Source organism: Sphingomonas carotinifaciens (genome assembly GCF_009789535.1).
Taxonomy (GTDB): Bacteria; Pseudomonadota; Alphaproteobacteria; order Sphingomonadales; family Sphingomonadaceae; genus Sphingomonas; species Sphingomonas carotinifaciens.
Window position 1 is genome coordinate 3238021 of record NZ_WSUT01000005.1, and the last position, 25641, is coordinate 3263661.

35 protein-coding genes and 1 tRNA gene are annotated in these 25641 nt (G+C 65.2%); 5 read left to right on the forward strand and 31 right to left on the reverse strand.

The genetic code is table 11. The features are described from left to right. Positions 1-25 precede the first annotated feature (25 nt). From parC to GQR91_RS17130, 4 genes are all read right to left on the reverse strand, one after another. Positions 26-2278: a DNA topoisomerase IV subunit A gene (parC, locus tag GQR91_RS17115; protein WP_112381119.1), complete on the reverse strand. Its 2253-nt coding sequence runs from the start codon at positions 2276-2278 to the stop codon at positions 26-28. Continuing rightward, the gene (locus GQR91_RS17120; protein WP_149680914.1) at positions 2268-3119 is read right to left on the reverse strand and encodes a hypothetical protein; all 852 of its coding nucleotides are present in this window, start codon (positions 3117-3119) and stop codon (positions 2268-2270) included. The genes parC and GQR91_RS17120 overlap by 11 nt, the downstream gene beginning before the upstream one ends. Before the next feature lie 30 nt (positions 3120-3149). Then, positions 3150-3293, reverse strand: coding sequence for a hypothetical protein (locus GQR91_RS17125; protein ID WP_160146721.1), 144 nt, complete (start codon positions 3291-3293; stop codon positions 3150-3152). Between the two features lie 83 nt (positions 3294-3376). Continuing rightward, positions 3377-4129 carry an energy transducer TonB gene (locus GQR91_RS17130; protein WP_149681447.1) on the reverse strand — a complete coding sequence of 251 codons (753 nt, stop codon included), beginning with the start codon at positions 4127-4129 and terminating at the stop codon, positions 3377-3379. A 348-nt stretch (positions 4130-4477) separates the two neighbouring features. Between GQR91_RS17130 and purC the strand changes: the two genes are divergently transcribed. Genes purC through purQ form a run of 3 tightly spaced genes read left to right on the forward strand, consistent with a single transcriptional unit; the run spans position 4478 to position 6155 of the window. Then, on the forward strand, positions 4478-5257 hold the full coding sequence (purC, locus tag GQR91_RS17135) for a phosphoribosylaminoimidazolesuccinocarboxamide synthase (protein ID WP_112381124.1): 780 nt from the start codon (positions 4478-4480) through the stop codon (positions 5255-5257). Next, positions 5257-5487, forward strand: a complete 231-nt coding sequence (purS, locus tag GQR91_RS17140) for a phosphoribosylformylglycinamidine synthase subunit PurS (RefSeq protein WP_112381125.1) — start codon at positions 5257-5259, stop codon at positions 5485-5487. The genes purC and purS overlap by 1 nt, the downstream gene beginning before the upstream one ends. After that, entirely contained in the window at positions 5487-6155 is a 669-nt protein-coding gene (gene purQ, locus GQR91_RS17145; RefSeq protein WP_112381126.1) for a phosphoribosylformylglycinamidine synthase subunit PurQ, read from the forward strand. Before purS ends, purQ begins: the two co-directional genes overlap by 1 nt. A gap of 152 nt (positions 6156-6307) precedes the next feature. On the opposite strand, the gene GQR91_RS17150 is transcribed toward purQ, so the two are convergent. Beyond that, complete coding sequence (locus tag GQR91_RS17150; protein WP_149680915.1) at positions 6308-7963, reverse strand: MFS transporter; 1656 nt, start codon at positions 7961-7963, stop codon at positions 6308-6310. Positions 7964-8136: 173 nt separating this feature from the next. On the opposite strand from GQR91_RS17150, the gene acs reads away from it, so the two are divergent. Then, the gene (gene acs / locus GQR91_RS17155; RefSeq protein ID WP_149680916.1) at positions 8137-10065 is read left to right on the forward strand and encodes an acetate--CoA ligase; all 1929 of its coding nucleotides are present in this window, start codon (positions 8137-8139) and stop codon (positions 10063-10065) included. A 9-nt stretch (positions 10066-10074) separates the two neighbouring features. On the opposite strand, the gene GQR91_RS17160 is transcribed toward acs, so the two are convergent. Continuing rightward, entirely contained in the window at positions 10075-10815 is a 741-nt protein-coding gene (locus GQR91_RS17160) for a queuosine precursor transporter (RefSeq protein WP_149681448.1), read from the reverse strand. 68 nt (positions 10816-10883) lie between these two features. Between GQR91_RS17160 and GQR91_RS17165 the strand changes: the two genes are divergently transcribed. Beyond that, a tRNA-Arg gene (locus GQR91_RS17165) sits at positions 10884-10960 on the forward strand. A 50-nt stretch (positions 10961-11010) separates the two neighbouring features. Here GQR91_RS17165 and guaA read toward each other — a convergent pair. From guaA to rpsS, 25 genes are all read right to left on the reverse strand, one after another. After that, positions 11011-12564: a glutamine-hydrolyzing GMP synthase gene (guaA, locus tag GQR91_RS17170; protein ID WP_149680917.1), complete on the reverse strand. Its 1554-nt coding sequence runs from the start codon at positions 12562-12564 to the stop codon at positions 11011-11013. 128 nt (positions 12565-12692) lie between these two features. Continuing rightward, positions 12693-13115 carry a 50S ribosomal protein L17 gene (gene rplQ / locus GQR91_RS17175; protein WP_112381733.1) on the reverse strand — a complete coding sequence of 141 codons (423 nt, stop codon included), beginning with the start codon at positions 13113-13115 and terminating at the stop codon, positions 12693-12695. Positions 13116-13360: 245 nt separating this feature from the next. Next, positions 13361-14425 carry a DNA-directed RNA polymerase subunit alpha gene (locus GQR91_RS17180; protein WP_149680918.1) on the reverse strand — a complete coding sequence of 355 codons (1065 nt, stop codon included), beginning with the start codon at positions 14423-14425 and terminating at the stop codon, positions 13361-13363. An 86-nt stretch (positions 14426-14511) separates the two neighbouring features. Next, positions 14512-14901, reverse strand: coding sequence for a 30S ribosomal protein S11 (gene rpsK / locus GQR91_RS17185; RefSeq protein ID WP_112381132.1), 390 nt, complete (start codon positions 14899-14901; stop codon positions 14512-14514). A gap of 102 nt (positions 14902-15003) precedes the next feature. Beyond that, positions 15004-15372 (reverse strand): 30S ribosomal protein S13, encoded by a 369-nt coding sequence (gene rpsM, locus GQR91_RS17190; RefSeq protein WP_112381133.1) that lies wholly within the window; start codon positions 15370-15372, stop codon positions 15004-15006. 158 nt (positions 15373-15530) lie between these two features. Further along, a complete protein-coding gene (locus GQR91_RS17195) occupies positions 15531-15764 on the reverse strand; it encodes a hypothetical protein (RefSeq protein ID WP_149680919.1) in 234 nt (77 codons plus the stop codon). 7 nt (positions 15765-15771) lie between these two features. Continuing rightward, positions 15772-16176 carry an STAS/SEC14 domain-containing protein gene (locus GQR91_RS17200; RefSeq protein WP_149680920.1) on the reverse strand — a complete coding sequence of 135 codons (405 nt, stop codon included), beginning with the start codon at positions 16174-16176 and terminating at the stop codon, positions 15772-15774. A gap of 225 nt (positions 16177-16401) precedes the next feature. Beyond that, positions 16402-17052, reverse strand: a complete 651-nt coding sequence (locus tag GQR91_RS17205; protein ID WP_149680921.1) for an adenylate kinase — start codon at positions 17050-17052, stop codon at positions 16402-16404. A gap of 39 nt (positions 17053-17091) precedes the next feature. After that, the gene (secY, locus tag GQR91_RS17210; RefSeq protein ID WP_112381137.1) at positions 17092-18456 is read right to left on the reverse strand and encodes a preprotein translocase subunit SecY; all 1365 of its coding nucleotides are present in this window, start codon (positions 18454-18456) and stop codon (positions 17092-17094) included. A gap of 170 nt (positions 18457-18626) precedes the next feature. Further along, positions 18627-19151, reverse strand: a complete 525-nt coding sequence (rplO, locus tag GQR91_RS17215; protein WP_112381734.1) for a 50S ribosomal protein L15 — start codon at positions 19149-19151, stop codon at positions 18627-18629. Positions 19152-19263: 112 nt separating this feature from the next. Beyond that, positions 19264-19440, reverse strand: coding sequence for a 50S ribosomal protein L30 (gene rpmD, locus GQR91_RS17220; protein WP_112381138.1), 177 nt, complete (start codon positions 19438-19440; stop codon positions 19264-19266). 6 nt (positions 19441-19446) lie between these two features. Continuing rightward, positions 19447-20235 (reverse strand): 30S ribosomal protein S5, encoded by a 789-nt coding sequence (gene rpsE / locus GQR91_RS17225; protein ID WP_149680922.1) that lies wholly within the window; start codon positions 20233-20235, stop codon positions 19447-19449. Positions 20236-20237: 2 nt separating this feature from the next. After that, positions 20238-20594 carry a 50S ribosomal protein L18 gene (gene rplR, locus GQR91_RS17230; protein ID WP_112381140.1) on the reverse strand — a complete coding sequence of 119 codons (357 nt, stop codon included), beginning with the start codon at positions 20592-20594 and terminating at the stop codon, positions 20238-20240. Next, entirely contained in the window at positions 20594-21127 is a 534-nt protein-coding gene (gene rplF / locus GQR91_RS17235; RefSeq protein ID WP_149680923.1) for a 50S ribosomal protein L6, read from the reverse strand. The genes rplR and rplF overlap by 1 nt, the downstream gene beginning before the upstream one ends. After that, entirely contained in the window at positions 21127-21522 is a 396-nt protein-coding gene (rpsH, locus tag GQR91_RS17240) for a 30S ribosomal protein S8 (RefSeq protein WP_112381142.1), read from the reverse strand. The genes rplF and rpsH overlap by 1 nt, the downstream gene beginning before the upstream one ends. 10 nt (positions 21523-21532) lie before the next feature. Continuing rightward, positions 21533-21838 (reverse strand): 30S ribosomal protein S14, encoded by a 306-nt coding sequence (gene rpsN, locus GQR91_RS17245; RefSeq protein WP_112381143.1) that lies wholly within the window; start codon positions 21836-21838, stop codon positions 21533-21535. A 59-nt stretch (positions 21839-21897) separates the two neighbouring features. Continuing rightward, complete coding sequence (gene rplE / locus GQR91_RS17250; RefSeq protein ID WP_149680924.1) at positions 21898-22479, reverse strand: 50S ribosomal protein L5; 582 nt, start codon at positions 22477-22479, stop codon at positions 21898-21900. Next, positions 22472-22789: a 50S ribosomal protein L24 gene (gene rplX / locus GQR91_RS17255; protein ID WP_112381145.1), complete on the reverse strand. Its 318-nt coding sequence runs from the start codon at positions 22787-22789 to the stop codon at positions 22472-22474. Before rplX ends, rplE begins: the two co-directional genes overlap by 8 nt. Continuing rightward, positions 22789-23157 carry a 50S ribosomal protein L14 gene (gene rplN / locus GQR91_RS17260; protein WP_022687056.1) on the reverse strand — a complete coding sequence of 123 codons (369 nt, stop codon included), beginning with the start codon at positions 23155-23157 and terminating at the stop codon, positions 22789-22791. The genes rplX and rplN overlap by 1 nt, the downstream gene beginning before the upstream one ends. A 187-nt stretch (positions 23158-23344) precedes the next feature. Next, a complete protein-coding gene (gene rpsQ / locus GQR91_RS17265; protein ID WP_112381146.1) occupies positions 23345-23617 on the reverse strand; it encodes a 30S ribosomal protein S17 in 273 nt (90 codons plus the stop codon). Positions 23618-23629: 12 nt separating this feature from the next. Further along, positions 23630-23830, reverse strand: coding sequence for a 50S ribosomal protein L29 (rpmC, locus tag GQR91_RS17270; RefSeq protein WP_112381147.1), 201 nt, complete (start codon positions 23828-23830; stop codon positions 23630-23632). Beyond that, the gene (gene rplP / locus GQR91_RS17275; RefSeq protein WP_055845527.1) at positions 23830-24264 is read right to left on the reverse strand and encodes a 50S ribosomal protein L16; all 435 of its coding nucleotides are present in this window, start codon (positions 24262-24264) and stop codon (positions 23830-23832) included. Before rplP ends, rpmC begins: the two co-directional genes overlap by 1 nt. Before the next feature lie 12 nt (positions 24265-24276). Then, on the reverse strand, positions 24277-24984 hold the full coding sequence (gene rpsC / locus GQR91_RS17280) for a 30S ribosomal protein S3 (RefSeq protein ID WP_112381148.1): 708 nt from the start codon (positions 24982-24984) through the stop codon (positions 24277-24279). Continuing rightward, positions 24984-25361 carry a 50S ribosomal protein L22 gene (gene rplV, locus GQR91_RS17285; RefSeq protein WP_112381149.1) on the reverse strand — a complete coding sequence of 126 codons (378 nt, stop codon included), beginning with the start codon at positions 25359-25361 and terminating at the stop codon, positions 24984-24986. Before rplV ends, rpsC begins: the two co-directional genes overlap by 1 nt. Continuing rightward, positions 25361-25639 carry a 30S ribosomal protein S19 gene (rpsS, locus tag GQR91_RS17290; protein WP_112381150.1) on the reverse strand — a complete coding sequence of 93 codons (279 nt, stop codon included), beginning with the start codon at positions 25637-25639 and terminating at the stop codon, positions 25361-25363. The genes rplV and rpsS overlap by 1 nt, the downstream gene beginning before the upstream one ends. Positions 25640-25641: the final 2 nt, after the last annotated feature.

The window sequence follows — 25641 nt, forward strand, 5'->3', positions numbered from 1 at the left end:
CACCAACGACCCGCAGTCATGATAGTCAGGTGAAGCGATTATCCCTGGGGAAGCCGGTCGGCGGCATCCGCCCCGCCGCCCCGCGCGCGGTGCGCCACGCCGACAGGTCATGCTCCACCCGCACGCGCCCGGTATCGCCGCCCATCGGCCAGCTCAGCCCGTCCTTGAACACGAAGGTCGTCGCATCAGACAGGCCACCGTCGCGATAGCGCTGCAACTGCACCCCGGTACCCCGCGACAGCTCGGCAAACTCCGTCAACGGGAACACCAGCATCTTGCGGTTGTCACCGATCGCCGCGACATAATCGTCCTCGGGCTTCACCGGCCGCACCACCTTGAGCACGGCGCCGGCGCGGGTCGTCACCACCGTCTTGCCCTTGCGCGTTTCCGCGATCACGTCGCCGGTCTGCACCACGAAGCCGCGCCCGTCCGACGCCGCCACCAGCAGCCGGGCCGCGCGTGCGGCGGGCAGGAAGCCGACGATCCCGACCGATCCGTCCAGATCGATCATCGCCCGCACCGGCTCACCGAAACCGCGCCCCCCCGGCAGCTTGTCGGCGGGCAGCGTGAAGAAACGCCCGTTCTCCGCTGCCAGCAACAGCTTGTCGGTGGTCTGCGCGTGAAAGGCGAAGGCGGGGCCGTCACCTTCCTTGAACTTGGCGGTGTCGGCCGAGGCGAGATCGACATGCCCCTTCATCGCCCGCACCCATCCGCGCTGCGACAGGATCACGGTGATCGGCTCGCGCTCGATCATCGCCTCCAGCGGGATGTCGCGCGTCGGTGCCGCTTCCTCGATGCCGGTCCGCCGCCTGCCCAGCACGGTTTCCGGGCCATAGCGGTCGCGCACCTTGCCCAGGTCGCGCTTCATCCGCGTCCGCTGCCGCGCTTCCGAGCCCAGCAGCGTGGTCAGCGAGTCGCGCTCCTTGTCCAGCGCATCGCGCTCGCCGCGGATCTCGAACTCCTCCAGCCGGCGCAGGGAGCGCAGCCGCATGTTCAGGATCGCCTCGGCCTGCCGGTCGGTCAGGCTGAACTCGGCGATCATCACCGCCTTGGGCTCGTCCTCGGTGCGGATGATCTCGATCACCCGGTCCAGGTTCAGATAGGCGATCAGATAACCGTCGAGCAGCTCGATCCGGTCGGCGATCTTGCCCAGGCGATGCTCGGACCGCCGCCGCAGCACCACGAATTGATGCTCCACCCACGCCGCCAGCGCCTCGCGCAGCGACATGACGCGCGGGGTGCGGTCCTTGTCCAGCACGTTCAGGTTGAGGCTGATGCGCGTTTCCAGATCGGAAAAACGGAACAGCCCGTCCATCAGCACCTGCGGATCGACGGTGCGCGCCCGCGGCTCCAGCACGATGCGCACCGCTTCGTCCGATTCGTCGCGAATGTCGGCCAGGATCGGCAGCTTCTTGTCGTTGATCAGCCCGGCAATCTGTTCGATCAGCTTGCCCTTGGCCACGCCATACGGGATCTCGCTGACCACGATCTGCCAGCCGCCGCCCTTCTCGCGCTCGATCTCCCAGCGCGCCCGCACCCGAAAACCGCCGCGCCCGGTGGTATAGCTTTCGCGCAGCACCGCCGGCGGATCGACCACCAGCCCGCCGGTCGGGAAATCCGGGCCCTTCACCAGCGCCAGCACCGCGTCGTCGTCGGCGGCGGGATCGTCGATCAACAGGATCGCGGCATCGAGCAGTTCGGCGGCATTGTGCGGCGGGATGCTCGTCGCCATCCCCACCGCGATCCCGCTCGCCCCGTTGGCCAGGAGGTTGGGGAACAGCCCGGGAAACAGCTCGGGCTCCTGCTCCTCGCCATTATAGGTCGGGCGATAGGCGACCGCGTCCTCGTCCAGCCCGTCCATCAGGTCGGTGGCGACACTGGTCAGCCGCGCCTCGGTATAGCGGTACGCCGCGGCGTTATCGCCATCGATATTGCCGAAATTGCCCTGCCCGTCGACCAGCGGGTAGCGCAGCGCGAAATCCTGCGCCAGGCGCACCATCGCGTCATAGACCGACTGGTCGCCATGCGGGTGATATTTGCCGATCACGTCGCCCACGACGCGCGCGCACTTCTTGTACCCCGAGGCCGGGTCCAGCTTCAGCAGCCGCATCGCCCAGAGCAGCCGCCGATGCACCGGCTTCAGCCCATCGCGCACGTCCGGCAGAGAGCGCGCGGTGATCGTGGACAGCGCATAGACAAGGTAACGCTCGGACAGCGCACTGTCGAAGGGGGCATCGAGGATGCCGATCGGGGGATTGTCGGAAAGGTCAGTCGCCATGGTTCGGCCGCGAGCCTAGCAGCAAACGCGCGCCGGACGCAATCGCCAGGAACATAACAGGTACACGAAGCCATCGTGGCAAGGGTGCGGTCGGCCCACCGGTGGATGCGGGCTGTTCCTGCATGTCGTCCACCACCTTGAAGACCCGGAAGGCTATGTTGTGCCAATCCGCCGCAGAAAGGGCGATCCAGTCGATCGTCTCCGCCATTTCGCGTCGGACCGGTCGGTCGTCTGCAAATTCCAGATAGAAGACCGACACTTGTCGCAACAACACCTTGGCGGGAAAGCGATCGTCATCGCGCAACAGGCTGGCCACGGTTCCCTGGTATCCCACGGCACGTCCGTCCTTCTCCAGCTTGCTCAAGACATAAGCGGTGACGAACCCGTCATCGTCGCGCTTGGTGGTCAACAATCCGCCCAACGGCCCATGAAAGATCGCAGGGTCACCGCCACGCACGACCAGCAGGCCGCTCACCCACCCCACGGCCATCGCCAACAGGCACAGACACGCAAGCCCAAAGAACAATGCAAACACATGATCGGGTGTCGCCTGCCCGGCTTCCCGCATCCGCAGAATGTCATACGGATTGGGCGCCGGCAGGTCGATCAGCTGCACCCCCGTCGCCCGCAACCAGCCTGGCCCTTCGCGCAGCAGAAATGCATATAGAAAGTGCACGACCACGCTGAACATGCCGACCAGTGCAATGCCTTGTGTGCTGCCCAGGCTGGGCACCGTAGGCTCGACCTCGTTGGTCTGCCCCGCACGATAGAAGATCCTGACCGCCAAAATGCCCGGCAACAACATTGCCGCCGTCAGGATGGCGACCAAGGTCAGTCCCATTGCCGCCGATCTCCGATCAGCGGCCGGGCATCAGCATGCACGCTTGGCCGACTCGCGTTGCGCCTTCTCGATCGCGCTACGGCGGATCACCCGCACGCCGTCTTCGCGCAATTCGGAGGCATTTTCCACCGCTTGCCAACTTCCGCCAAAAGCAGCCACCACCTTGGCGGCCATGCGGAGGGACCCAGGCGAATTGATGCGTCCACTGCTCATGGCATGGATATAGTCAATACCGACCGGACGACCAAGTCTGCCCGTCACCGCCCGTCGGACGGTTGAGCCGGCTCCCGCTCGAATTGCCAGTCATGATCGACCACGATGATCGAGCGTACCGGCCGCCCATCGACATCGCGTGACGGATCATAGCGGAAGCGCTTCTCGATCAGGCGGCAGGTCACCGCGTCCAACGCCGCGTTGCCGCTCGACCGGGTGACCGCGCAGTGCGTCGCACGGCCATTGGTTTCCACATAATAGCGCACCGACACGGTACCCCCGGCACCGGCATCCGCCGCCGCTTCCGGATAATCCGAGTCGCGGATGCGTCCCGCGATCCGCCGCGGCGGCGTCTCGAACCCGTCGCCATCACCGTCGCCGTCGCCGCCCGCGCCGCTGCCATCGCCCTGGCCGCCTGCGCCGGTTCCCGGTCCCGGCCGGTCGGACGCCCCTGCGGTCGGATCGTTGCCGGTGCGCGCCACCGGCGCGGTCACGACCGGCACCACCACCGGCAGCGGCACGATCGGCACCGGCGCCACCAGCTCGGTCGCCTCGGAGCGCAGGTTGCGCGGCGAGGCCCGACCGGCTGCCCGTTGCGAGGGTATCCGCTCGGGCACCACGCGGGGCGGCGGCGGCGGTGGCGGCGCCACGCTAAACACCGCCAGCCCCTCGTCCGCCGCGGGAGCGGTGATCCGCACGCCCAATCCGTGAACCAGCGCCGCACCAAGCAGCCCCACGACCAATATCGTCGGCACCGCCGCCCGCACCCGCGCCGTCCATCGCTCGCCTTGCGTCATCACGGCGACTGATCTGGGGCGTCGTGCCCGTGATCGCTAGGCCCGGCGCTGTCCTACACAGCACCGTCCTGCTATGGAAAAGCCATGCGCGTCCCGCCGCCCCGCCCCGTCATCCCAGCACGAACGACGATTGCAAAAAGGGTAAGTGGACACGGATGGGGGGACGTAGTGTCCACTTCCGGCATTCCGGTCCCGCAGACCCACACGGGGCGGCCGCGAATCGGTGCGCGCGATCCATCCGCCCTCACCCGATTGCGCGCTCGCCACCCTTCCTTTATAGGCGCGCGCATTCCGCCCCGGCCTCGCACCCACGCGCGCCGGGGTCGCTCATTTTCAGGGGACCGCCACATGGCTCGCCGCCGCCAGATCTACGAGGGCAAGGCCAAGATCCTGTACGAGGGCCCCGAGCCCGGCACGCTGATCCAGTATTTCAAGGACGACGCCACCGCCTTCAACGCGCAGAAGAAGGGGACGATCAACGGCAAGGGCGTGCTCAACAACCGTATTTCCGAGCATGTCTTCACGCTGCTCGATCATATCGGCGTGCCCACCCACTTCATCCGCCGCCTCAACATGCGCGAGCAGTTGATCCGCCAGGTGGAGATCGTGCCGATCGAGGTCGTGGTGCGCAACGTCGCCGCCGGCTCGCTGTCCAAGCGGCTGGGGATCGAGGAGGGCACGAAGCTGCCCCGCACGATCATCGAATATTACTACAAGGACGATGCGCTCGGCGATCCGATGATCTCGGACGAGCATATCGCCGCCTTTGGCTGGGCCAGCCAGGAGGAGATGCACGACATCGCCGATCTGGCGATCCGGGTGAACGATTTCCTGTGCGGCCTGTTTGCCGGCGTCGGCATCCGCCTGGTCGACTTCAAGCTGGAATTCGGCCGCATCTGGGACAATGACTTCGGTCGCATCATCCTGGCCGACGAGATCAGCCCCGATGGCTGCCGCCTGTGGGACATGACCTCGGGCGAAAAGCTCGACAAGGACCGTTTCCGCCGCGACCTTGGCGGCGAAGTCGAGGCTTATCAAGAGGTTGCGCGCCGGCTTGGCCTGCTGCCCGATGGCGGCGACAATTCGGTCCTCGATCTGGAAGAACACCGCAAGAGCCGGGGTAAGTGATGAAGCTGCGTATTTTCGTGACCCTGAAGCCCGGCGTGCTCGACCCGCAGGGCAAGGCGATCCACCACGCGCTCGAAGGGCTCGGCTTCGGCGGGGTCGAGGATGTGCGCGCCGGCAAGCTGATCGAGATGCAGGTCGCCGACGACACCAGCGACGCGCAGGTGGACGAGATGTGCCGCAAGCTGCTCGCCAACACGGTGATCGAGAATTACCGGGTGGAGCGCGCCTGATGAAGACCGCGGTCATCGTATTCCCCGGCTCGAACTGCGACCGCGACGTGGCGGTGGCGCTGGAACAGGTGACCGGCGTGAAGCCCGCCATGGTGTGGCACGGCGACAGCGACCTGCCGGACGGGCTGGACTTCGTCGCGGTGCCCGGCGGCTTCTCCTATGGCGACTATCTGCGCTCCGGCGCGATCGCCGCCCGCTCGCCGATCATGCGTTCGGTGGTCGAACAGGCGGACAAGGGCCTGAAGGTTTTTGGCGTCTGCAACGGCTTTCAGGTACTGACCGAGGCGGGGCTGCTGCCCGGCGCGCTGATGCGCAACGGCGCGCTCAACTTCGTCTGCCGCGACGTGAAGCTGGAGGTGGCGAACGCCGACAGCGCCTTTACCCGCCTCTACGCTGCGGGCGAGACGCTCACCGTCCCCGTCGCGCATCATGACGGCAACTATTTCGCCGACGCCGACACGCTCGACCGGCTGGAGGGCGAAGGCCAGGTCGCGTTCCGCTACGCAGAGCCCGTCAACGGCTCGGCGCGCAACATCGCCGGCCTGCTCAACGCCCGCGGCAACGTGCTCGGCATGATGCCCCACCCCGAACGCCGCATCGAGGCCGCCCATGGCGGCACCGACGGCCGCCGCCTGTTCGAAGCCGTCCTGGAAACGGTCAGCGCGTAGTTGAGAACCCCTCTCCCCCGGGGAGCATCAGGTAAACAGCGCCCCCGCGCTGTTTAGTTCATGCCGGGGGCATGAACGACCTGATGCTGGAGGGGCCCATCGCACAGCGATGGGAGGGTGAGGGGCAGCCCCAAACGCCCCCTAAGCGACTGTCACTGCCCAATATCCCGTCGAAACGTCTCCGGCAAAAACAGCACCCCCAGCACCAGCGTCACGCTCGCCAGCACCACTGGATACCAGAGCCCGTAATAGATATCCCCGGTCGCCGCGACCATCGCGAACGCCGTCGTCGGCAGGAACCCGCCGAACCACCCGTTGCCGATATGATAGGGCAACGACATCGAGGTGTACCGGATACGCGTCGGGAACAGCTCGACCAGCAACGCCGCGATCGGCCCATAGACCATGGTCACCAGCAGCACCATGAACCACAGGATCGCCACCACCGCGACCGTGTTCATGCCCTCCGCCTTGGCCGGATACCCCGCCTCGGCCAGCGCCCCCTTCAACGCGGCCTGATACGCGGCCACCGCCCCTTTGCGTGCCTCGCCGGTCACGACGGAGGGATCGGGCGCCACCAGCCGCCGCGCGCCGATCCGCACCTCCGCCACCGCCCCTTCGGCCGCCTCGACATTGGCATAGCTGATGCCGTTCTTGGCCAGATACGACTTGGCGATGTCGCAACTCCGCGCATCGAAGGTGTTGCGCCCGACGGGATCGAATTGGAACGAACAGTCGCCGCCATGCGCCACCACGCTGACCGGCGCCGCCGCCTGTGCCCGCGCCAGCGCCGGGTTGGCGGCCCCGGTCAATGCGCCGAACAGCGGGAAATAGGTCACCGCCGCGAGCGCGCAGCCGGCCATGATGATCGGCTTTCGCCCGATCAGGTCCGACAACCAGCCAAAGATCACGAAGAAGGGCGTGCCCAGGGCAAGCGCCACCGCCATCAGCACGTTCGCCGTGGCGCCATCCACCTTCAGCATCTTTTCCAGGAAGAACAGCGCGTAGAACTGCCCGGTGTACCACACCACCGCCTGCCCCATCGCCGCCCCGAACAGCGCGATCAGCACGACCTTCAGATTGCCCCACCGCCCGAACGCCTCGGTCAGCGGCGCCTTCGATGTCGTGCCCTCTTCCTTCATCTTCAGGAACACCGGGCTTTCCGACAGTTGCAACCGGATCCACATGGATACGCCGAGCAGGATGATCGAAACCAGGAACGGCAACCGCCAGCCGAAGCTGCCGAACGTCTCCTCGCCCAGCATGTTGCGGAACCCGATCACCACCAGCAGCGCCGCGAACAGCCCCAGCGTGGCCGTGGTCTGGATGAAGCTGGTATACAGCCCCCGCTTGCCGTCGGGCGCATGCTCGGCGACATAGGTCGCCGCCCCGCCATATTCGCCGCCCAGTGCCAGCCCCTGCAACAGCCGCAATCCGACCAGGATGATCGGCGCCGCGATTCCGATCGTGCCATAGGATGGCAACAGCCCCACCGCGAAGGTGGACAGCCCCATGATCCCCATCGTCACCAGGAACGTGTTCTTGCGCCCTACCAGGTCGCCGATCCGCCCGAACACCAGCGCCCCGAACGGCCGCACCGCAAAGCCCGCGGCGAACGCCCCCAGTGCCAGGATGAACCCGGTCGTCTCGTTCACGCCCGAAAAGAACTGCTTCGAAATGTGCGTCGCCAGCAAGCCGTACAGGTAGAAATCATACCATTCGAATACCGTGCCCAGCGACGATGCGCCGATCACCAGCTTCTCGTTCTGCGTCGTGCCCCTTCGTTCCGCGCCATAGATGGTCGCCATGTGCATCCTCTTCCTGTCTCCGGGCGGCCCTGTTGGAACGGGGCGATCCTCGGTGCGTAAGGATGACAGCGTCGGCCGGCACGGTCGATAGAGGAAGTGCTGCGATGGTCCCACCGCGACGCGCTTGACCAGAGAGCCACCTCGCCCGAGGGATAGTTCAACAAGGAGAGGCCATGACCGAAACCATCCATGCCGCACCCACCGGCGTCGAGGGCAGCATCGACCGGGCAGACTATGAACGGCAATACCGCGCGTCGGTCGAGGACAGCGACGCCTATTGGCGCGATCAGGCGCAGGCGATCGACTGGATCACCCCGTTCCGGCAGGTGCAGGACACCTCATTCAACGAGGCGGATTTCCGCATCCGCTGGTTCGCCGATGGTGAATTGAACGTCTCGGTCAACTGCGTCGACCGCCATCTTGCCACCCGCGGCGATCAGGTCGCGATCGTCTGGGAGGGCGACGAGCCCGGCGAAACCCGCTCGATCACCTATCGCGAACTGCACCGCGACGTCTGCCGCTTCGCCAATGTCTTGAAGGATCTCGGCGCGAAGAAGGGCGATCGCATCACCCTCTACCTGCCGATGATCGCAGAGGCCGCCGCGGCGATGCTCGCCTGCACGCGGATCGGCGCGATCCACTCGATCGTCTTTGGCGGCTTCTCGCCCGACAGCCTGGCGAACCGCATCCAGGATTGCGATTCGCGCATCGTCATCACCGCTGACGAAGGCTGTCGCGGCGGCAAGCGCATCCCGCTCAAGGCCAATGTCGACAAGGCGTTGGCCCAGTGCCCGTCTGTCGAACACGTCCTCGTCATCCGCCGCACCGGTGGCGACGTGGCCTTCACCGAGGGGCGTGATATCTGGCTGCACGACGCGCTTCAGGGGGTGTCGGACGACTGCGCGCCCGAACCGATGAACGCCGAAGACCCGCTGTTCATCCTCTACACCTCCGGCTCCACCGGCAAGCCCAAGGGCGTGCTGCACACCACCGGCGGCTATCTCGTCTGGGTGACCAAGACCTTCCGCGACGTGTTCGACTACCGCGATGGCGAAGTCTATTGGTGTACCGCCGATATCGGCTGGGTCACCGGGCACAGCTATGTCGTCTACGGCCCGCTCGCCAACGGCGCGACCACGGTGATGTTCGACGGCGTGCCGAACTATCCCGATCATGCCCGCTTGTGGGAGACGATCGATCGTCTCGGCGTCAACATCCTCTACACCGCCCCCACTGCGATCCGCGCGCTGATGCGCGAAGGCAAGGACTGGGTGACGAAATACAGCCGCCGGTCACTGCGCCTCCTCGGCACGGTGGGGGAGCCGATCAACCCCGAGGCATGGGACTGGTATCACCGCGTCGTCGGCGATGGCCGCTGCCCGGTCGTCGATACCTGGTGGCAGACGGAGACGGGCGGCATGCTCATCGCCCCCCTGCCCTATGCCACCGATCTCAAGCCCGGTTCCGCCACCAAGCCGCTGCCCGGCGTGCAACCGCAACTCGTCGATACCGAGGGCAAGGTGCTGGAGGGTGCCACCGAGGGCAATCTGGTGATCGCCGACAGCTGGCCCGGTCAGATGCGCACCGTCTGGGGCGATCATGATCGCTTCTTCCAGACCTATTTCTCCACCTATCCGGGCAAATATTTCACCGGCGATGGCTGCCGCCGCGACGCGGACGGGTATTACTGGATCACCGGCCGGGTGGACGATGTCATCAACGTCTCCGGCCACCGCATGGGCACCGCCGAGGTGGAATCGGCGCTCGTCGCCCATGCCAAGGTCGCGGAAGCCGCCGTCGTCGGCATGCCGCACGAGGTGAAGGGCCAGGGCATCTACGCGTATGTGACGCTCAACGCCGGCGAGGAGCCTTCGGAAGAGCTGCGCACCGAATTGCGGCAATGGGTCCGGCAGGAAATCGGCCCCATCGCCAGCCCGGATGCGCTGCAATTCGCGCCCGGCCTGCCCAAGACGCGCTCCGGCAAGATCATGCGCCGCATCCTGCGCAAGATCGCGGAGAACGACGTCGGCAATCTTGGCGACACCTCGACCCTCGCCGATCCAGCGGTGGTCAACACGCTCGTCGCCGAGCGGGTGCGATAAGCAGACCGCTCAGACGCGGGCACGAAACGGCGTGAAGTCGGTGCCCGCGTCGAATACGTCGACGCCCTCAGCGCGCTTCAGCCCGCCGACTACCAGATAGGTGAGCGGGGTCAGCAGCACCTCCCACCCGACCTTCAGCGCCCATTGCGTGTACAGCACCGTCACCACCAGTCCGGTCGTCCACCCTTGCGCACCCCAGAAGGCGAGCGGATAGAAGATCAGGCTGTCGACGCCCTGTCCGACCACGGTCGATCCGATCGTCCGCATCCACAGATGCCGCCCGCCCGACCACAGCTTCATGCGCGCCATCACATAGGCGTTGACGAACTCGCCCGCCCAGAACGCACAGACGCTGGCCAGCACGATCCGGGGCACCTGCCCGAACACCGTCTCGTACGCGGCCTGGTTGGTCCAGCTCGGCGCCGGCGGCAGCGCCACGACGATCCAGCTCATCAGCGCCATGAACAGCACCGCCCCGGTCCCCGCCCAGATCACCCGCCGCGTCCGTGCATAGCCGTACACCTCGGTCAGCACGTCGCCGATGATGTAACTGAGCGGAAAGAACAGGATACCCGCACCGAACGGCCACGGCCCCAGCAGCGGCAGGGTGATGGTCGCGACCTTGCCTGCCCCGATCACGTTCGACAGCAACAGGATGGTGACGAACGCCGCCATCACATAGTCGAACCAGCGGAAATCGCGCCCCCGCAGGTCGCGCGCCGTGACCTTCACGGCCGGTGAAACGTCCATGTCCATGGACAAGGACTTTATCGCCATTCCATCCGGCATCAAACCGCGCTAAACGCTGCCACGTCCGCGCGTCCGTAGCTCAGTTGGATAGAGCAAGGAGCTTCTACCTCCTCGGTCGGGGGTTCGAATCCCTCCGGGCGCGCCACCTTTCCCAAATGAAAAACGGCGGCACCAGGGCCGCCGCATCTCAGAGGATCATTCCCACTCGATCGTCCCCGGTGGCTTGGACGTATAGTCGTAGGTCACCCGGTTGATGCCGCGCACCTCGTTGATGATGCGCGTCGCGATCCGCGGCAAGAAGTCGCCGGGAAAGTCGAACGCCTGCGCGGTCATGCCGTCGACCGATGTCACCGCACGCAGCGCCAGCACATGGTCGTAGGTTCGGCTGTCGCCCATCACGCCCACCGTTCGTACCGGCAGCAGTACCGCGAACGCCTGCCAGATCGCATCGTACAGGCCGGCGCGGCGGATTTCCTCCAGATAGATCGCATCCGCCTTGCGCAGGATGTCGCAGCGTTCCTTGCTGACCTCGCCGGGGATGCGGATCGCCAGTCCGGGGCCGGGAAACGGATGCCGCCCGACAAATGCTTCGGGCAGGCCGAGTTCACGGCCCAGCACGCGCACCTCGTCCTTGAACAACTCGCGCAGCGGCTCGACCAGCTTCATGTTCATGCGATCCGGCAGACCGCCGACATTGTGGTGGCTCTTGATCGTCACCGACGGGCCGCCGGTGAAGCTGACGCTCTCGATCACGTCCGGATACAGCGTACCCTGCGCCAGGAACTCGGCGCCACCGATCTTCTTGGCCTCGGCCTCGAACACGTCGATGAAGGTCTTGCCGATGAACTTCCGCTTGGCTTCCGGATCGGTCACCCCGGCCAAGCCGGTCATGAACAGCTCCTCGGCATCCACATGGACGAGCGGGATATTGTAATGACCGCGGAACAGGCCGACGACCTCTTCCGCCTCGCCCGAGCGCATCAATCCATGGTCGACGAACACACAGGTCAGCTGGTCGCCGATCGCCTCGTGGATCAGCACCGCCGCCACCGCCGAGTCGACACCGCCGGACAGGCCGCAGATCACCCGCCCCGTGCCGACCTGCTTGCGAATGTCCGCGATCTTGGCCTCGCGGAATTCGGCCATCGTCCAGTCGCCCGACAGGCCGACCACATGCCGCGCGAAATTGGCGATCAGCTTGCCGCCATCCGGCGTATGCACGACTTCCGGATGGAACTGCATCGCGTAGATGCGCCGCGCATCGTCGGCGATGATCGCAAACGGCGCGCCCGGGCTGGTGGCGACGACACGGAAGCCGGGCGCCAGCGCCGTCACCTTGTCGCCATGGCTCATCCATACCTGATGACGATCGCCCAGGTCCCACAGGCCGTCGAACAGCGCACAAGGCTCGTCGATCGTCACATAGGCTTCGCCGAACTCGCCGCTGTCGCCCTTCTCGACCTTGCCGCCCAATTGCTCGGTCAGCGCCTGCTGGCCGTAGCAGATGCCCAGCATCGGCAGGCCGCTGTCGAGGATTTCCTGCGGGATGCGCGGGCTGTTCTCGTCGGGCACCGAGGCAGGGCCGCCGGACAAGATGATGCCGGCGGGCCGGATGCGCGCAAAGCCTTCGGCGGCGGATTGAAAGGGAACGATCTCGGAATAGACTCCGGCTTCGCGCACACGGCGGGCGATGAGCTGGGTAACCTGGCTGCCGAAATCGACGATGAGGATGCTGTCGGGATGCTCCATGGCGGTCCGATAGCGATGCTTTTCCGCAAAAGCTACCGCGGCGTCCCATTCCCCTTCAACAAAGCGAAACGGCCGCCCCCCGATATGGGGAGCGGCCGTTCGTCTCGTCTCGGTGATTGCGCGAGGGCTCAGGCGGCCTCGTCGAAATCCTCTTCGGTCTGCACCGGGCCCGAGTCCTGGCCCTTGGCGGACACGTCACGATCGACGAACTCGATGATCGCCATCGGTGCCGCGTCCGACGCCCGGATACCGGCCTTGATGATGCGGGTATAACCGCCGGCGCGATCGGCGTAGCGGGTCGCCAGCACGTCGAACAGCTTAACCAGCTGCGCGTCGTCCAGCAGGCGGGCATGCGCCAGACGACGGTTGGACAGGCCGCCCTTCTTGCCCAGCGTCACCAGCTTCTCGACATAGGGGCGAAGCTCCTTTGCCTTGGCGAGCGTGGTGGTGATCTGCTCGTGCTTGATTAGCGCGGCCGACATGTTGCGGAACAGGGCCGTACGATGGGCCGAGGTACGCTGCAGCTTACGGCCGCCTACGCGATGACGCATGTTCAATTCCTTTGTTCGTTAAGGGGCCGTCTTACGGAAAACCCCAGACCCGGTGGCACTTCAGGCGGCCACCCTCTGCCTGTCTTGATCCTCACCATCGTCGATGCTGAGGGGAAACCGATCCGACCGGTCGAGTCACGCCACGAAAAAGCCGTGCCGCAACGTCGAACGGCGGGTCGGCTTGTCGCCAACCCGCCGGCCGGGCCTACCGCGTCTCCGGTGCAGCAACGCTGCACCGGTGCGCGTCAGCCCATGATCTCCTGTTCCAGCTTCTTGGCCATTTCCTCGATATTCTCGGGCGGCCAGCCGGGGATTTCCATGCCAAGGCGCAGGCCCATGGACGACAGCACTTCCTTGATCTCGTTCAGGGACTTGCGGCCGAAGTTCGGGGTGCGCAGCATCTCGGCTTCGGTCTTGCCGACCAGATCGCCGATATAGATGATGTTGTCGTTCTTCAGGCAGTTCGCCGAACGAACCGACAGCTCCAACTCGTCCACCTTCTTGAGGAGGTAACGGTTGATCTGCTGCGTGTCGCTCTGCGGCTCGGCCCCTGCGACCGGCACGGCGGCCTGGCCGACGGGCGCAGCACGCGTGACCGAGGAGTCGTCGAAGTGGACGAACAGCGCAAGCTGGTCCTGAAGGATGCGGCCGGCATAGGCCACCGCGTCTTCCGGGGTCACCGTGCCATCGGTCTCGATCGTCAGCGTCAGCTTGTCATAGTCCAGGTCCTGCCCGACGCGGGTCGGGTCGACCTTGTACGACACCTGGCGCACCGGCGAGTACAGCGCATCGACCGGAATCAGGCCGATCGGCGCATCCGCGGGGCGATTGGCGCTTGCCGGAACATAGCCCTTCCCGATGTCGGCGGTCAGCTCCATGTTGAGCGTGGCGCCTTCGTCGAGATGGCAAATCACCAGGTCCTTGTTCATGACCTCGATGTCGCCCGACACCGCGATGTCGCCTGCCTTCACCTCGGCCGGACCGGTGGCGGAAAGCTGGAGCCGCTTCGGGCCTTCGCCCTGCATGCGGATTGCGATCTGCTTCACGTTCAGCACGATGTCGGTCACGTCCTCACGGACACCCGCGAGGCTCGAGAACTCGTGCAGCACGTTCTCGATCTTGATGGAGGTGACCGCCGCGCCCTGGAGCGACGACAGGAGCACGCGACGCAGCGCATTGCCGAGCGTCAGGCCGAAGCCACGCTCCAGCGGTTCGGCGACGAACGTCGCCTTGCGCTTGCCATCGCCGCCCTTCTTTTCGAGCGCGTTGGGCTTCTTCAGTTCCTGCCAGTTCTTTGCATTGACAGACACGGGGTTCCCCTGCGTTGGGGGCCGGAACGGGGACGGTTCCAGCCAAGAAAAAGCACGGCCGGCTCGTCAGCCGGCCATGTGGGCCATCAGACGCGACGGCGCTTGGACGGACGGACGCCGTTGTGCGGGATCGAGGTCACGTCGCGGATCGAGGTGATCTGGAAACCGACCGCCTGCAGCGCGCGCAGCGCCGACTCGCGGCCCGAACCCGGACCCTTGACCTCGACTTCGAGGGTGCGGACACCGTGCTCGGCAGCCTTCTTGCCGGCATCCTCGGCGGCGACCTGGGCAGCGTACGGGGTCGACTTGCGCGAACCCTTGAAGCCCATCATGCCGGCCGACGACCATGCGATGGCATTGCCCTGCGCGTCGGTGATCGTGATCATGGTGTTGTTGAAGCTGGCGTTCACGTGCGCGACGCCGGCGGTGATGTTCTTGCGCTCGCGACGGCGAAGACGCTGCGGTGCTTGTGCCATTGATGAAATCCTGACCTTGTCTCGTGGTACGGCGGCCGGGAGGCTATCCGCCTCGTACCGGCCTCCGGCGGAGAAGAATGAAAACAGTCCCCGGGACTGTTCTTACTTCTTCTTGCCCGCGATCGGCTTAGCCTTGCCCTTGCGGGTGCGCGCGTTGGTGTGCGTGCGCTGGCCGCGGACCGGCAGGCCCTTGCGGTGGCGCAGGCCACGATAGCAAGCCAGGTCCATCAGGCGCTTGATATTCATCGCGGTTTCGCGACGAAGATCACCCTCGACAGTGTGGTCGGCGTCGATCGTCTCACGGATCTGCAGGACTTCCTGGTCCGACAGGTCCTGGACGCGGCGGTCGGCCGCGATGTTCAGCTTGGCCGTGATTTCCTTGGCCTTGGCCGGACCGATGCCGTGGATGTAGGTCAGCGCGATCACCACGCGCTTGTTGGTCGGGATATTGACACCCGCGATACGTGCCATGGAATATATTCTCCTAGCTCCACGGGGCATGGCATGGCAGCGCACACCCCATCTCGACGCGTTGGCTCCACCACGCACGATCGCGACGCACGCGCAGAGCGGCGCCGAAACCATGGTACAGTGGAAGGACGGTCAGTTAGGCGCCTCGCAACACTCTGTCAAGCGAGAGGTTCCCGCATTCTTCGCAGACGCAGCCATCGCTGGAACGAAACCGCCGCCCAGAACAGCTCGACCACGCCAAACGGCCATGCCCCTTGCAGAAAACCATAAGCCGACCCGGCGAGGCATCCCAGAACAAAGCCGAGGGTCCACCAGTGTGCCCCGCTTTCCATCGCGTAGCAGATCAGCGTGAACGAAACGGCGACCAGGCCGAAAAGGGACAGGGTATCCATTCCTCGCTTATAGAGCGCCTGCCACGCCTGACGATATGCCTGGCGAAGTCCGGGCGCTGTCGCCTGCCAAAAGCCACTCGAGCGCAGGCTCCGCTGTATCGAACACCTGCAAATAGGGCTGGGTCATCAGCCGGCGGACCTGCATCCGGGTGATGGCGCTCGGCGTCACAATCGCGATGGCGCTGGCACGGGGAAAGCCGCGAAGCTGCTCATGGATCACCGACGCGCCGACTTGGGATTGCACCGGGCTGGCCGTCATGTCCATGCGCAGGAGATAGCCTGGCTTGAAGCGTTCCGCGGCGAAGCGATGAAGCACCTCGCGGGCATAATCGGCGGCGCTTTCGCGTGTGAACTGTCCCATCCAGGCGATATCCAACAAATTGATATCGTGGCGGAAGGTGATGGTATGCATCCCTCCCTTCTGGTCAACGCCGGTTGCCAAACCGCTAATGCGGGGCATGGAGACAGGATCGCGTGCCTTCGCACCTCGCCGGTAAGCGAAAGGCCGACGGAAGACCCCTTCCGCCGGCCCCGGCGGCGCCCCCGGGAGTTCGGGCGCCGATGCATCCCCTATACGCTGCCGCGAACCATTTGATCCTGACAGGCACATGAACTTTACGTCATGTTGCAACGTCGGTCAGTTGCCGTCGAGGATCGCGCTCACCGCCCGACCGACCTCTGCCATGTCCGCCATGCCGTCGACACGCCGCACCAGCCCGCGTGCTTCGTAGATCGGCAGGATCGGCGCGGTCTTGGCACGATATTCGGCCATTCGCGTGCGCACCGTTTCGGCATTGTCGTCGGGGCGGCGCTTGAACTCGGTTGCGCCGCAGACATCGCAAACGCCCGCGACCGCGGTCGGCTTGAAGCTGTCGTGATAACCGGTGCCGCAATTGGCGCAGGTGAAGCGGCCGGTGATCCGCTCGACCAGCGCATCCTCGTCCACCTCAAGCTCGATCACATAGTCGAGCGCACGCCCGCGCTCGTCGAGCAGCAGGTCCAGCGCCTCTGCCTGCGCCGCGGTCCGGGGATAGCCGTCGAAGATCGCCCCGCCCTTGGCGTCCGCCTCGTCCAGCCGCTCGCCGATCAGCGCGGAGACGATCGCATCCGACACCAGCTCGCCCGCATCCATGACCGCCTTTGCCTGCAGACCGACCGGCGTACCGGCCTTTACCGCGGCCCGCAGCATGTCCCCCGTCGACAACTGCACCATGCCCCGCTCCGCAACCAACCGCTGCGCCTGCGTCCCCTTGCCCGCCCCCGGCGGCCCCAACAGGATGATGTTCACGCGCGTCTTCCCCTTCCGATTATGCTGGACGGCGCCGCCTCAGCGGAGACGCCCGCCCTTCAGCTTCGCCTTCTTGATCAGATCGCCATATTGATGCGCCAGCAAGTGGCTCTGGATCTGCGTCACGGTGTCCATCGTCACGTTGACCACGATCAGCAGGCTCGTGCCGCCCAGATAGAACGGGATCTGCAACGCGGAGACGAGATATTCCGGCAACAGACAGATGATCGTCAGATAGGCCGCGCCGATCACGGTAATCCGGGTCAGCACGTAATCCAGATAGGTCTCGGTGTTCTTGCCCGGGCGGATGCCGGGAATGAACCCACCATAGCGCTTCAGGTTGTCCGCAGTTTCTTCCGGGTTGAACACGACCGCGGTGTAGAAGAATGAGAAGAAGATGATACCGGCGCCGTATAGCAGCATGTAAACCGGCGAGCCGTGCTGCAGATACTGGTTCAGGCTGATGATGAAATCGCCCCAGGCACTCTCACCCGCCACGCGCTGTCCCGCGAATTGCGAGATGGTCAGCGGCATCAACAGCAGCGATGACGCGAAGATTGGAGGGATCACGCCCGCGGTATTCAGCTTCAGCGGCAGGTGGCTGCGGTCGGCCTGCATGCCGCGCTGCGTCGCGCGCTTGGGATATTGGATCAGGATGCGACGCTGTGCCCGTTCCATGAAGCAGATGAACAGGATCAGCACGATCACCGCCACGATAATACCGATCAGGCGCAGCGGATCGATGCTGCCCGAGCGGCCACCCTCCAGCAAATTGATCAGCGTAGTCGGAAGGTGGGCGACGATGCCGGCCATGATGATCAGCGACACGCCGTTGCCGATGCCGCGACTGGTAATCTGCTCACCCAGCCACATCAGGAACATCGTACCGCCGATCAGCGACACGACCGCAGCGATGCGGAAGGTAAAGCCCGGCTCGATCACCGCCTGCACGCCGGAATTGGCGCCCAGCGCCTCCAAACCGACAGCGATGAAATAGCCCTGGATCGCCGTCAGCAACACGGTGCCGTAACGCGTATACTGGTTAAGCTTCTTGCGACCGCTCTCACCTTCCTTCTTGATCGCGGCAAGCTGCGGGCTGAGCGAGGTCGCGAGCTGCACCACGATCGAGGCGGTGATGTACGGCATCACGCCCAGCGCGATCAGCGACATGCGGCTCAGCGAACCGCCGGAGAAGGTGTTGAAGAAGTCGAGCACGCCACCGCTGGTGCGCTGGCTGAGGATGCCCAGCGCAGTCGGGTCGACGCCCGGGAGCGGAACATAGCTGAGCAGGCGGAAGACGATCAGCACGCCGATCGTGAACCACAGCCGCTTCTTGAGGTCGGTGGCCTTGGCGAATTTCGCCAGGCTGATGCTTTGCGCCATCTGGTCGGCTGCGGATGCCATAAGCTGCGTTTATCCTGGAAACGAAAAGCGGCGGGATGCGTTTTGACCCGCCCCGCCGCTCATATAGGCAGCCGAGCCGCCTTGTCTAATGGTTGCCGGTCAAAGCGCGACAACCCGGATGCGACGGCCCGACACTGAATGCCCCGGCGTGGCACCGGGGCAACAGCGGCTTACTTGGCCTTGCGGGCAGCCTTGACGGTGCCCTTCTTGGCGGCAGCCTTCTCGGCGGCAGGCACCACCTTGATGACTTCCACCGCGCCGCCGGCCTTTTCCACCGCTTCGCGGGCGCTGCCCGACACGCCGGCGACCAGGAAGGACAGCTTCGTGGTCAGCTCACCCTTGGCGAGCAGACGGACGCCGTCCTTGCCACCGCGAGCCAGGTTTGCCGCCTTGAGCGCGGCATGGTCGATGGTGCCGTTGGCATCCAGCTTGCCGGCATCCACCGCCTTCTGGATCGCGCCCAGGTTCACCTCGGCATAATCCTTGGCGAAGATGTTGTTGAAGCCACGCTTCGGCAGACGCATGTGGAGCGGCATCTGACCGCCCTCGAAGCCCGCGATGGACACGCCCTCACGGCTCTTCTGGCCCTTCTGGCCGCGACCTGCGGTCTTGCCCTTGCCCGACCCGATGCCGCGACCGACGCGGATCTTGGACTTGCGGGCACCTGCGTTGTCGGAAAGTTGGTTCAGCTTCATGATATGCACTCGCTTTCGCTTTTTGCGCGCTGTTCCCACGTCGGGAACGGATAAAAGGAAGGGGGCCGCTTAGCCCCCTTCCCCGTGTTTGTCACCGGTGAAGTGAAAGGGCTCAGCCCTGCACTTCCACCATGTGCTGCACCTTGCGGATCATTCCGCGGACTTCGGGGCTGTCTTCCAGCTCCGACACCCGGTGCATCTTGTTGAGGCCCAGACCGATCAGCGTCGCGCGCTGATCCTTGGTCCGGCGGATCGGCGAACCGGTCTGCTTGATCTTGATGGTAGCCATGTCGGATTACTCCGTGACGGCCGCGGCATCAGCCTCGGCGGTCTGCGACCCACCGCGGCCGAGCAGGTCGGCGATCTTCTTGCCACGACGCTGCGCCACCGACTTCGGGCTGGTCTGTTCGCCAAGCGCCTCGAAGGTAGCACGGATCATGTTGTACGGGTTGGACGTGCCGACCGACTTGGTCACCACATCGGCGACGCCCAGGCTCTCGAAGATGGCGCGCATCGGGCCACCCGCAATGATGCCCGTGCCCTGCGGCGCGGAACGCACGGTCACACGACCCGCACCGAAATGGCCGTTGCCATCATGGTGCAGCGTACGGCCATCCTTCAGCGGAACGCGGATCATGGCCTTTTTAGCCGCCGCGGTCGCCTTGGAGATGGCTTCCGGCACTTCGCGCGCCTTGCCGTGACCGAAGCCCGTGCGGCCCTTGCCGTCGCCCACGACGACCAGCGCCGCAAAGCCGAAGCGCTTGCCGCCCTTCACGGTCTTCGAGACGCGGTTGATGTGGACGAGCTTCTCGATCAGATCCTCGCCCTGGTCCTCGGCGCCGCGACGATCGTCACGACGGCCGCGGTTGCCGTCACGGCCGCCACGGCCACGATCGCCACCGCCCGGACCACCACGACCACGGCCACCGCCGCCACCGCGCGGGCCACGACCGCCCTGGCCGCCGAAGCCGCCCTGGCCACCGGCGTTGTAGCCGCCGGCGTTCTGGCCGCCATTCTGCGGTGCGTCCTGCGAACCGCCCTCGGCGCCCGCCGCAACCTGCGGCTGGTTGTTCTCGTCAGCCATTCTTAGAACTCCAATCCGGCTTCACGCGCGGCCTCGGCCAGTGCCTTGACGCGGCCATGGAAGAGGAAGCCGCCACGATCGAAGACGACCTGCGTCACGCCGGCAGCCTTGGCTGCTTCCGCGACGCGCTTGCCGACCTCGGTTGCCGCTGCAACGTTGGCGCCCGACGTATCGCGCGCGCCCTTCTCCAGCGTGGAGGCCGATGCGACGGTACGACCCGCCTCGTCGTCGATCACCTGCGCATAGATGTGCTTGCCCGAACGGTGCACCGACAGGCGCGGACGACCGCCCGAACGCGCCTTGAGCGCGGTACGGTTGCGCCGACGGCGCTTCTCGAAAAGAGAGAGACCCTTGGTCATTACTTCTTCTTCCCTTCCTTGCGGAAGATGAACTCGCCGTCGTACTTGATGCCCTTGCCCTTGTACGGCTCCGGCTTGCGCCAGCGGCGGATCTCGGCGGCCAGCTGGCCGACCTTCTGCTTGTCCGCACCGCTGATCTCGACGGTGGTGTTGTCGGGCGTCTTCACCTCCAGGCCTTCCGGCACGTCGATGTTGACATCGTGGCTGTAGCCGAGCTGCAGCTTCAGGGTCTTGCCCTGTGCCGCGGCACGGTAGCCGACGCCCGTGATCAGCAGCTTCTTCGAGAAGCCGGTGGTCACGCCGGTCACCAGGTTCTGCACCAGCGTACGCTGCATGCCCCAGAAGGCGCGAGCGCGCTTGGTGTCGTTCGCGGGCTGCACCGAGATGCCGTCCTGCTGGACGTCATAGGTGATCTCGTCGGCGAGCGGCAGCGTCAGGGTGCCCTTGGGCCCCTTCACGCTGAGAGTACGGCCCTCGATGCTCGCCGTCACGCCGGCCGGAACCGGGACGGATTTCTTACCGATGCGGCTCATCAGAACACCTCCGCCAGCACTTCGCCACCGGCATTCTGCTCGCGCGCCTCGGCGTCGGACAGAACGCCACGCGGCGTCGACACGATGGTGATGCCAAGGCCGTTGCGAACGCGCGGAAGCTCCTGCGCGCCCGAATAGATGCGGCGGCCGGGCTTCGAGACGCGCGCGATATGCTTGATCGCGGGCTGGCCCTCGAAATACTTCAGCTCGATGCGGATGCCGGCCGCGGGGCCCATCTGCTCTTCGCTGTAGCCACGGATATAGCCTTCGCGCTGCAGAACGTCGAGCACGCGGACGCGCAGCTTCGACGCCGGCGAGAGGACGGAGTCCTTCTTCGCACGCTGGCCGTTGCGGATGCGGGTGAGCAGGTCACCCAGGGGATCGGTCACTGCCATCTCTAGGTCCTTACCAGCTCGACTTGGTGACGCCGGGGATCATGCCCTTGTTGGCGAGATCACGCAGCATGACGCGAGCGAGACGGAACTTGCGGTAATATGCACGCGGGCGACCGGTGATCTCGCAACGGTTGCGGATGCGGGTCGGGTTGCCGTTGCGGGGGATCTCGGCCATCTTCAGGCGCGCGATCAGACGCTCGGTTTCGTCGAGGCTGGTGTCGTTCGCGACGGCCTTCAGCTTCGCGTACTTGCCCGCATACTTCTTGACGAGGGCGCGGCGCCGCTCGTTCTTGTTGACTGAACTCAGTTTCGCCATGGACTTAAGCTCTTCTCTCTACTGATCCCCTCCCACCCGGAGGCAGGAGGGGTTTGGGATTATGCCGCCTGCTTTTCCTCGGCGGCCTCTTCCTGCGGGAACGGGAAGCCGAACAGACGGAGCAGCTCGCGCGCCTCGTCGTCGGTCTTCGCGGTCGTCGTCACGATCACATCCATGCCGCGCACCTTGTCGATACGGTCATAGTTGATTTCCGGGAACACGATCTGCTCCTTGATACCGCAGGCATAGTTGCCGCGGCCGTCGAAGCTCTTCGGGTTCAGGCCGCGGAAGTCGCGGACGCGGGGCAGCGCGATCGTGATGAAGCGGTCGAGGAACTCGTACATGCGCTCGCGACGCAGCGTCACCTTGACGCCGATCGGCATGCCTTCACGCAGCTTGAACTGCGCGATCGACTTCTTCGCCTTGGTGATGACCGGCTTCTGACCGGCGATCAGCTCCATCTCGGACGCGGCCTGATCGACGCGCTTCTTGTCCTGCGTCGCCTCGCCCACGCCCATGTTCAGCACGATCTTGTCGAGGCGCGGGATTTCGTTAACGTTCTTGTAGCCGAACTTCTCGACCATGGCGGCGACGATGCGATCCTCGTAGATCGCCTTCATCCGGGGCTTGTAATCAGCCATCGATCTTGTCTCCGGTCTTGACGGCCACGCGGACCTTCTTGCCATCCTGCGTTTCGAAGCGAACGCGGGTCGGCTTGCCGTCGGCGGTCACATGCGCGACCTTCGAGATGTGAAGCGGGGCTTCGATGCGCTCCAGGCCACCCTGCGGGTTCGCCTGGCTGGGCTTGCGGTGGCGGGTCGCGACGTTGACGCCCTCGACCACGACCTTGGCGTCCTTGGGCATCGACACGGTCACGGTGCCGGTCTTGCCCTTGTCCTTGCCGGACAGGACGATCACGCGGTCGCCCTTCTTGATCTTTGCGGCGGCCATTACAGAACCTCCGGAGCCAGCGAGATGATCTTCATGTGCTTCTTGCCACGAAGTTCACGCACGACCGGGCCGAAGATACGGGTGCCGATCGGCTCCTCGTTCTTGTTGACCAGAACGGCGGCGTTGCCGTCGAAGCGGATCACCGAACCGTCTGCACGGCGGATGTCCTTGGCGGTGCGCACGATGACCGCGCGGTGCACGTCGCCCTTCTTCACGCGGCCACGCGGCTGCGCTTCCTTGACGCTGACGACGATGATGTCGCCCACGCCCGCAGTACGGCGCTTGGAACCGCCAAGCACCTTGATGCACTGTACCCGCTTCGCGCCGCTGTTGTCAGCGACGTCGAGATTGGATTGCATCTGGATCATGGATCCTGCTTCCTTCTCTCTTGGGGTGGATTCCGACCCTACCCCGCCTTTAAAAAACGACCCCCGGCGCAGCGAAGCCGCACCAGGGGGAGCGGCCACCTAGCCGCCCCTGGCAAGGAACGCAAGGCCCCTTACCCATTTCACGGAAAACGCCGCCCGGTCGAAACCAGGGCGGCGGCGTTCCGTATCAGCCCTCTGCCGAGGCCCGCTCCGGCGTAGCGTGGGTGTTCACCCGCTCGATCACCTTCCAGGTCTTCAGCTTCGAGATCGGCGCGGTCTCTTCGATGCGCACCGTCTCACCGGCCTTGAACTCGTTGCCCTCGTCATGGGCATGATACTTCTTCGACCGACGGATGATCTTGCCGTACAGCGGATGGCGAACCTTCCGCTCCACGTTGACAACAACCGTCTTGTCGGTCTTGTCCGAGACGATCACCCCGGTCAGCACGCGCTTCGGCATGTGTCTCGGTCCTTACTTGGCAGCCGCAGCGGTGCGCTGCGCCTGCAGGGTCTTGATCCGCGCGATGTCGCGACGGACTTCCTTCACGCGGCTGGACTTCTCCAGCTGGCTGGTCGCCGCCTGGAAGCGCAGGTTGAACTGCTCACGCTTCAGGTTGCCCAGCGCCTCGACGAGCTGGTCGTCGCTCTGCGCGTTATAATCGGTCTTGGCCATTACTCGCCTCCGAGGTGCGAGGTGTCGCCCAGACGGGCAACGACCTTGGTCTTGATCGGCAGCTTCATCGCGGCGCGCTCGAAAGCCTCCGCTGCGATCTTGCCTTCGACGCCGTCCAGCTCGAACAGGATCCGGCCGGGCTTAACGCGGGCCGCCCAGAACTCGGGCGAACCCTTGCCCGATCCCATGCGGACTTCGGCAGGCTTCGACGAAACCGGCACGTCCGGGAAGATACGGATCCACAAACGCCCCTGGCGCTTGATGTGACGGGTGATCGCGCGGCGAGCCGCCTCGATCTGACGGGCAGTGATCCGCTCCGGCTCCATGGCCTTCAGACCATAGGCGCCAAAGTTCAGGCTCGTGCCACCCTTGGCGTCGCCGTGAATGCGGCCCTTGAAGGCCTTGCGGAATTTGGTGCGCTTCGGTTGCAGCATCTCATCTATTCCTTAGCGACGATCGTCGCGGGCCGGACGGACGCCGGAGGTCTGAGCCTCCATCATCAGCCGGTCCTGCGCCATCGGGTCGTGACCCAGGATCTCGCCCTTGAACACCCAGACCTTGACGCCGCACACACCGTAAGCGGTGTGGGCCTGCGCCTCGGCATAGTCCATGTTCGCGCGCAGCGTGTGGAGCGGCACGCGACCCTCGCGGTAGCTCTCGGAGCGGGCGATTTCCGCACCGCCGAGACGGCCGCCGCAGGCGACGCGGATGCCGTCGGCACCCAGGCGCATCGCCGACTGCACGGCGCGCTTCATCGCACGGCGGAACGCGATACGGCGCTCCAGCTGATCGGCGATGCCCTGCGCAACGAGCTTGGCGTCGATCTCGGGCTTGCGGATCTCGACGATGTTCAGCGACACGTCGGACGAAGTCATCGAGCCGATCTGCTTGCGCAGCTTCTCGATGTCCGAGCCCTTCTTGCCGATGATCACGCCGGGGCGTGCCGCGAAGATCGAAATGCGGCACAGCTTGGCCGGACGCTCGATCACCACCTTGGAGATCGCGGCCTGGGGCAGCGTCTTCATGATGTACTGGCGGATCTTCAGATCCTCCAGCAGCAGGCGACCATAGTCCTGGCCTTCCGCGAACCAGCGGCTGTCCCAGGTACGGTTGATCTGCAGGCGCAGACCGATCGGGTTGCTCTTATGACCCATTAGGCTTCTTCCTGCTCGCGCACGACGATGCGCAGACGGCTGAACGGCTTCAGGATGCGGGTGGACTTGCCACGGCCGCGGGTCGCGAAGCGCTTCATGGTGATCGACTTGCCGACCGACGCCTCGGCGACGACAAGCGCGTCGACGTCGAGGTTGTGGTTGTTCTCGGCATTGGCGATGGCGGACGCCAGCACCTTGCGCGCGTCGACCGCCATGGCCTTCTTCGAGAAGGTCAGGATGTTCAGCGCGTCACCAGCCTTGCGGCCACGGATCAGGCCCGCGACCAGGTTCAGCTTCTGCGCCGAACCACGGATCTGCGTGCCGACCGACAGAGCTTCCTTCTCGCCGACCTTGCGGGGGGATGCGGGCTTCGACATCAGCGCTTACCCTTCTTGTCGGCAGCGTGACCGGGGAAGTAGCGCGTGGGCGCGAACTCGCCGAGCTTCATGCCGACCATGTCCTCGTTCACCGAGACGGGAACGAACTTGCGGCCGTTATAGACATTGAAGGTCAGGCCGACGAACGACGGGAGGATCGTCGAGCGGCGCGACCAGGTCTTGATCGGACCCGAACGGCCGGACGCGTCCTGCGCAGTCTCGGCCTTCTTCAGGAGGTGGAGGTCCACGAAAGGACCCTTCCATACGGAACGAGCCATCG

Coding starts and splice junctions, on each gene's coding strand:
- parC (WP_112381119.1), bottom strand. CDS start 2,278: ATGGCGACTGACCTTTCCGACAATCCCCCGATCGGCATCCTCGATGCC.
- GQR91_RS17120 (WP_149680914.1), bottom strand. CDS start 3,119: ATGGGACTGACCTTGGTCGCCATCCTGACGGCGGCAATGTTGTTGCCG.
- GQR91_RS17125 (WP_160146721.1), bottom strand. CDS start 3,293: ATGGCCGCCAAGGTGGTGGCTGCTTTTGGCGGAAGTTGGCAAGCGGTG.
- GQR91_RS17130 (WP_149681447.1), bottom strand. CDS start 4,129: ATGACGCAAGGCGAGCGATGGACGGCGCGGGTGCGGGCGGCGGTGCCG.
- purC (WP_112381124.1), top strand. CDS start 4,478: ATGGCTCGCCGCCGCCAGATCTACGAGGGCAAGGCCAAGATCCTGTAC.
- purS (WP_112381125.1), top strand. CDS start 5,257: ATGAAGCTGCGTATTTTCGTGACCCTGAAGCCCGGCGTGCTCGACCCG.
- purQ (WP_112381126.1), top strand. CDS start 5,487: ATGAAGACCGCGGTCATCGTATTCCCCGGCTCGAACTGCGACCGCGAC.
- GQR91_RS17150 (WP_149680915.1), bottom strand. CDS start 7,963: ATGGCGACCATCTATGGCGCGGAACGAAGGGGCACGACGCAGAACGAG.
- acs (WP_149680916.1), top strand. CDS start 8,137: ATGACCGAAACCATCCATGCCGCACCCACCGGCGTCGAGGGCAGCATC.
- GQR91_RS17160 (WP_149681448.1), bottom strand. CDS start 10,815: ATGGACGTTTCACCGGCCGTGAAGGTCACGGCGCGCGACCTGCGGGGG.
- guaA (WP_149680917.1), bottom strand. CDS start 12,564: ATGGAGCATCCCGACAGCATCCTCATCGTCGATTTCGGCAGCCAGGTT.
- rplQ (WP_112381733.1), bottom strand. CDS start 13,115: ATGCGTCATCGCGTAGGCGGCCGTAAGCTGCAGCGTACCTCGGCCCAT.
- rpsK (WP_112381132.1), bottom strand. CDS start 14,901: ATGGCACAAGCACCGCAGCGTCTTCGCCGTCGCGAGCGCAAGAACATC.
- rpsM (WP_112381133.1), bottom strand. CDS start 15,372: ATGGCACGTATCGCGGGTGTCAATATCCCGACCAACAAGCGCGTGGTG.
- GQR91_RS17195 (WP_149680919.1), bottom strand. CDS start 15,764: ATGGATACCCTGTCCCTTTTCGGCCTGGTCGCCGTTTCGTTCACGCTG.
- GQR91_RS17200 (WP_149680920.1), bottom strand. CDS start 16,176: ATGCATACCATCACCTTCCGCCACGATATCAATTTGTTGGATATCGCC.
- secY (WP_112381137.1), bottom strand. CDS start 18,456: ATGGCATCCGCAGCCGACCAGATGGCGCAAAGCATCAGCCTGGCGAAA.
- rplO (WP_112381734.1), bottom strand. CDS start 19,151: ATGAAGCTGAACCAACTTTCCGACAACGCAGGTGCCCGCAAGTCCAAG.
- rpmD (WP_112381138.1), bottom strand. CDS start 19,440: ATGGCTACCATCAAGATCAAGCAGACCGGTTCGCCGATCCGCCGGACC.
- rpsE (WP_149680922.1), bottom strand. CDS start 20,235: ATGGCTGACGAGAACAACCAGCCGCAGGTTGCGGCGGGCGCCGAGGGC.
- rplR (WP_112381140.1), bottom strand. CDS start 20,594: ATGACCAAGGGTCTCTCTCTTTTCGAGAAGCGCCGTCGGCGCAACCGT.
- rplF (WP_149680923.1), bottom strand. CDS start 21,127: ATGAGCCGCATCGGTAAGAAATCCGTCCCGGTTCCGGCCGGCGTGACG.
- rpsH (WP_112381142.1), bottom strand. CDS start 21,522: ATGGCAGTGACCGATCCCCTGGGTGACCTGCTCACCCGCATCCGCAAC.
- rpsN (WP_112381143.1), bottom strand. CDS start 21,838: ATGGCGAAACTGAGTTCAGTCAACAAGAACGAGCGGCGCCGCGCCCTC.
- rplE (WP_149680924.1), bottom strand. CDS start 22,479: ATGGCTGATTACAAGCCCCGGATGAAGGCGATCTACGAGGATCGCATC.
- rplX (WP_112381145.1), bottom strand. CDS start 22,789: ATGGCCGCCGCAAAGATCAAGAAGGGCGACCGCGTGATCGTCCTGTCC.
- rplN (WP_022687056.1), bottom strand. CDS start 23,157: ATGATCCAGATGCAATCCAATCTCGACGTCGCTGACAACAGCGGCGCG.
- rpsQ (WP_112381146.1), bottom strand. CDS start 23,617: ATGCCGAAGCGCGTGCTGACCGGGGTGATCGTCTCGGACAAGACCGAC.
- rpmC (WP_112381147.1), bottom strand. CDS start 23,830: ATGGCCAAGACCGATTATAACGCGCAGAGCGACGACCAGCTCGTCGAG.
- rplP (WP_055845527.1), bottom strand. CDS start 24,264: ATGCTGCAACCGAAGCGCACCAAATTCCGCAAGGCCTTCAAGGGCCGC.
- rpsC (WP_112381148.1), bottom strand. CDS start 24,984: ATGGGTCATAAGAGCAACCCGATCGGTCTGCGCCTGCAGATCAACCGT.
- rplV (WP_112381149.1), bottom strand. CDS start 25,361: ATGTCGAAGCCCGCATCCCCCCGCAAGGTCGGCGAGAAGGAAGCTCTG.
- rpsS (WP_112381150.1), bottom strand. CDS start 25,639: ATGGCTCGTTCCGTATGGAAGGGTCCTTTCGTGGACCTCCACCTCCTG.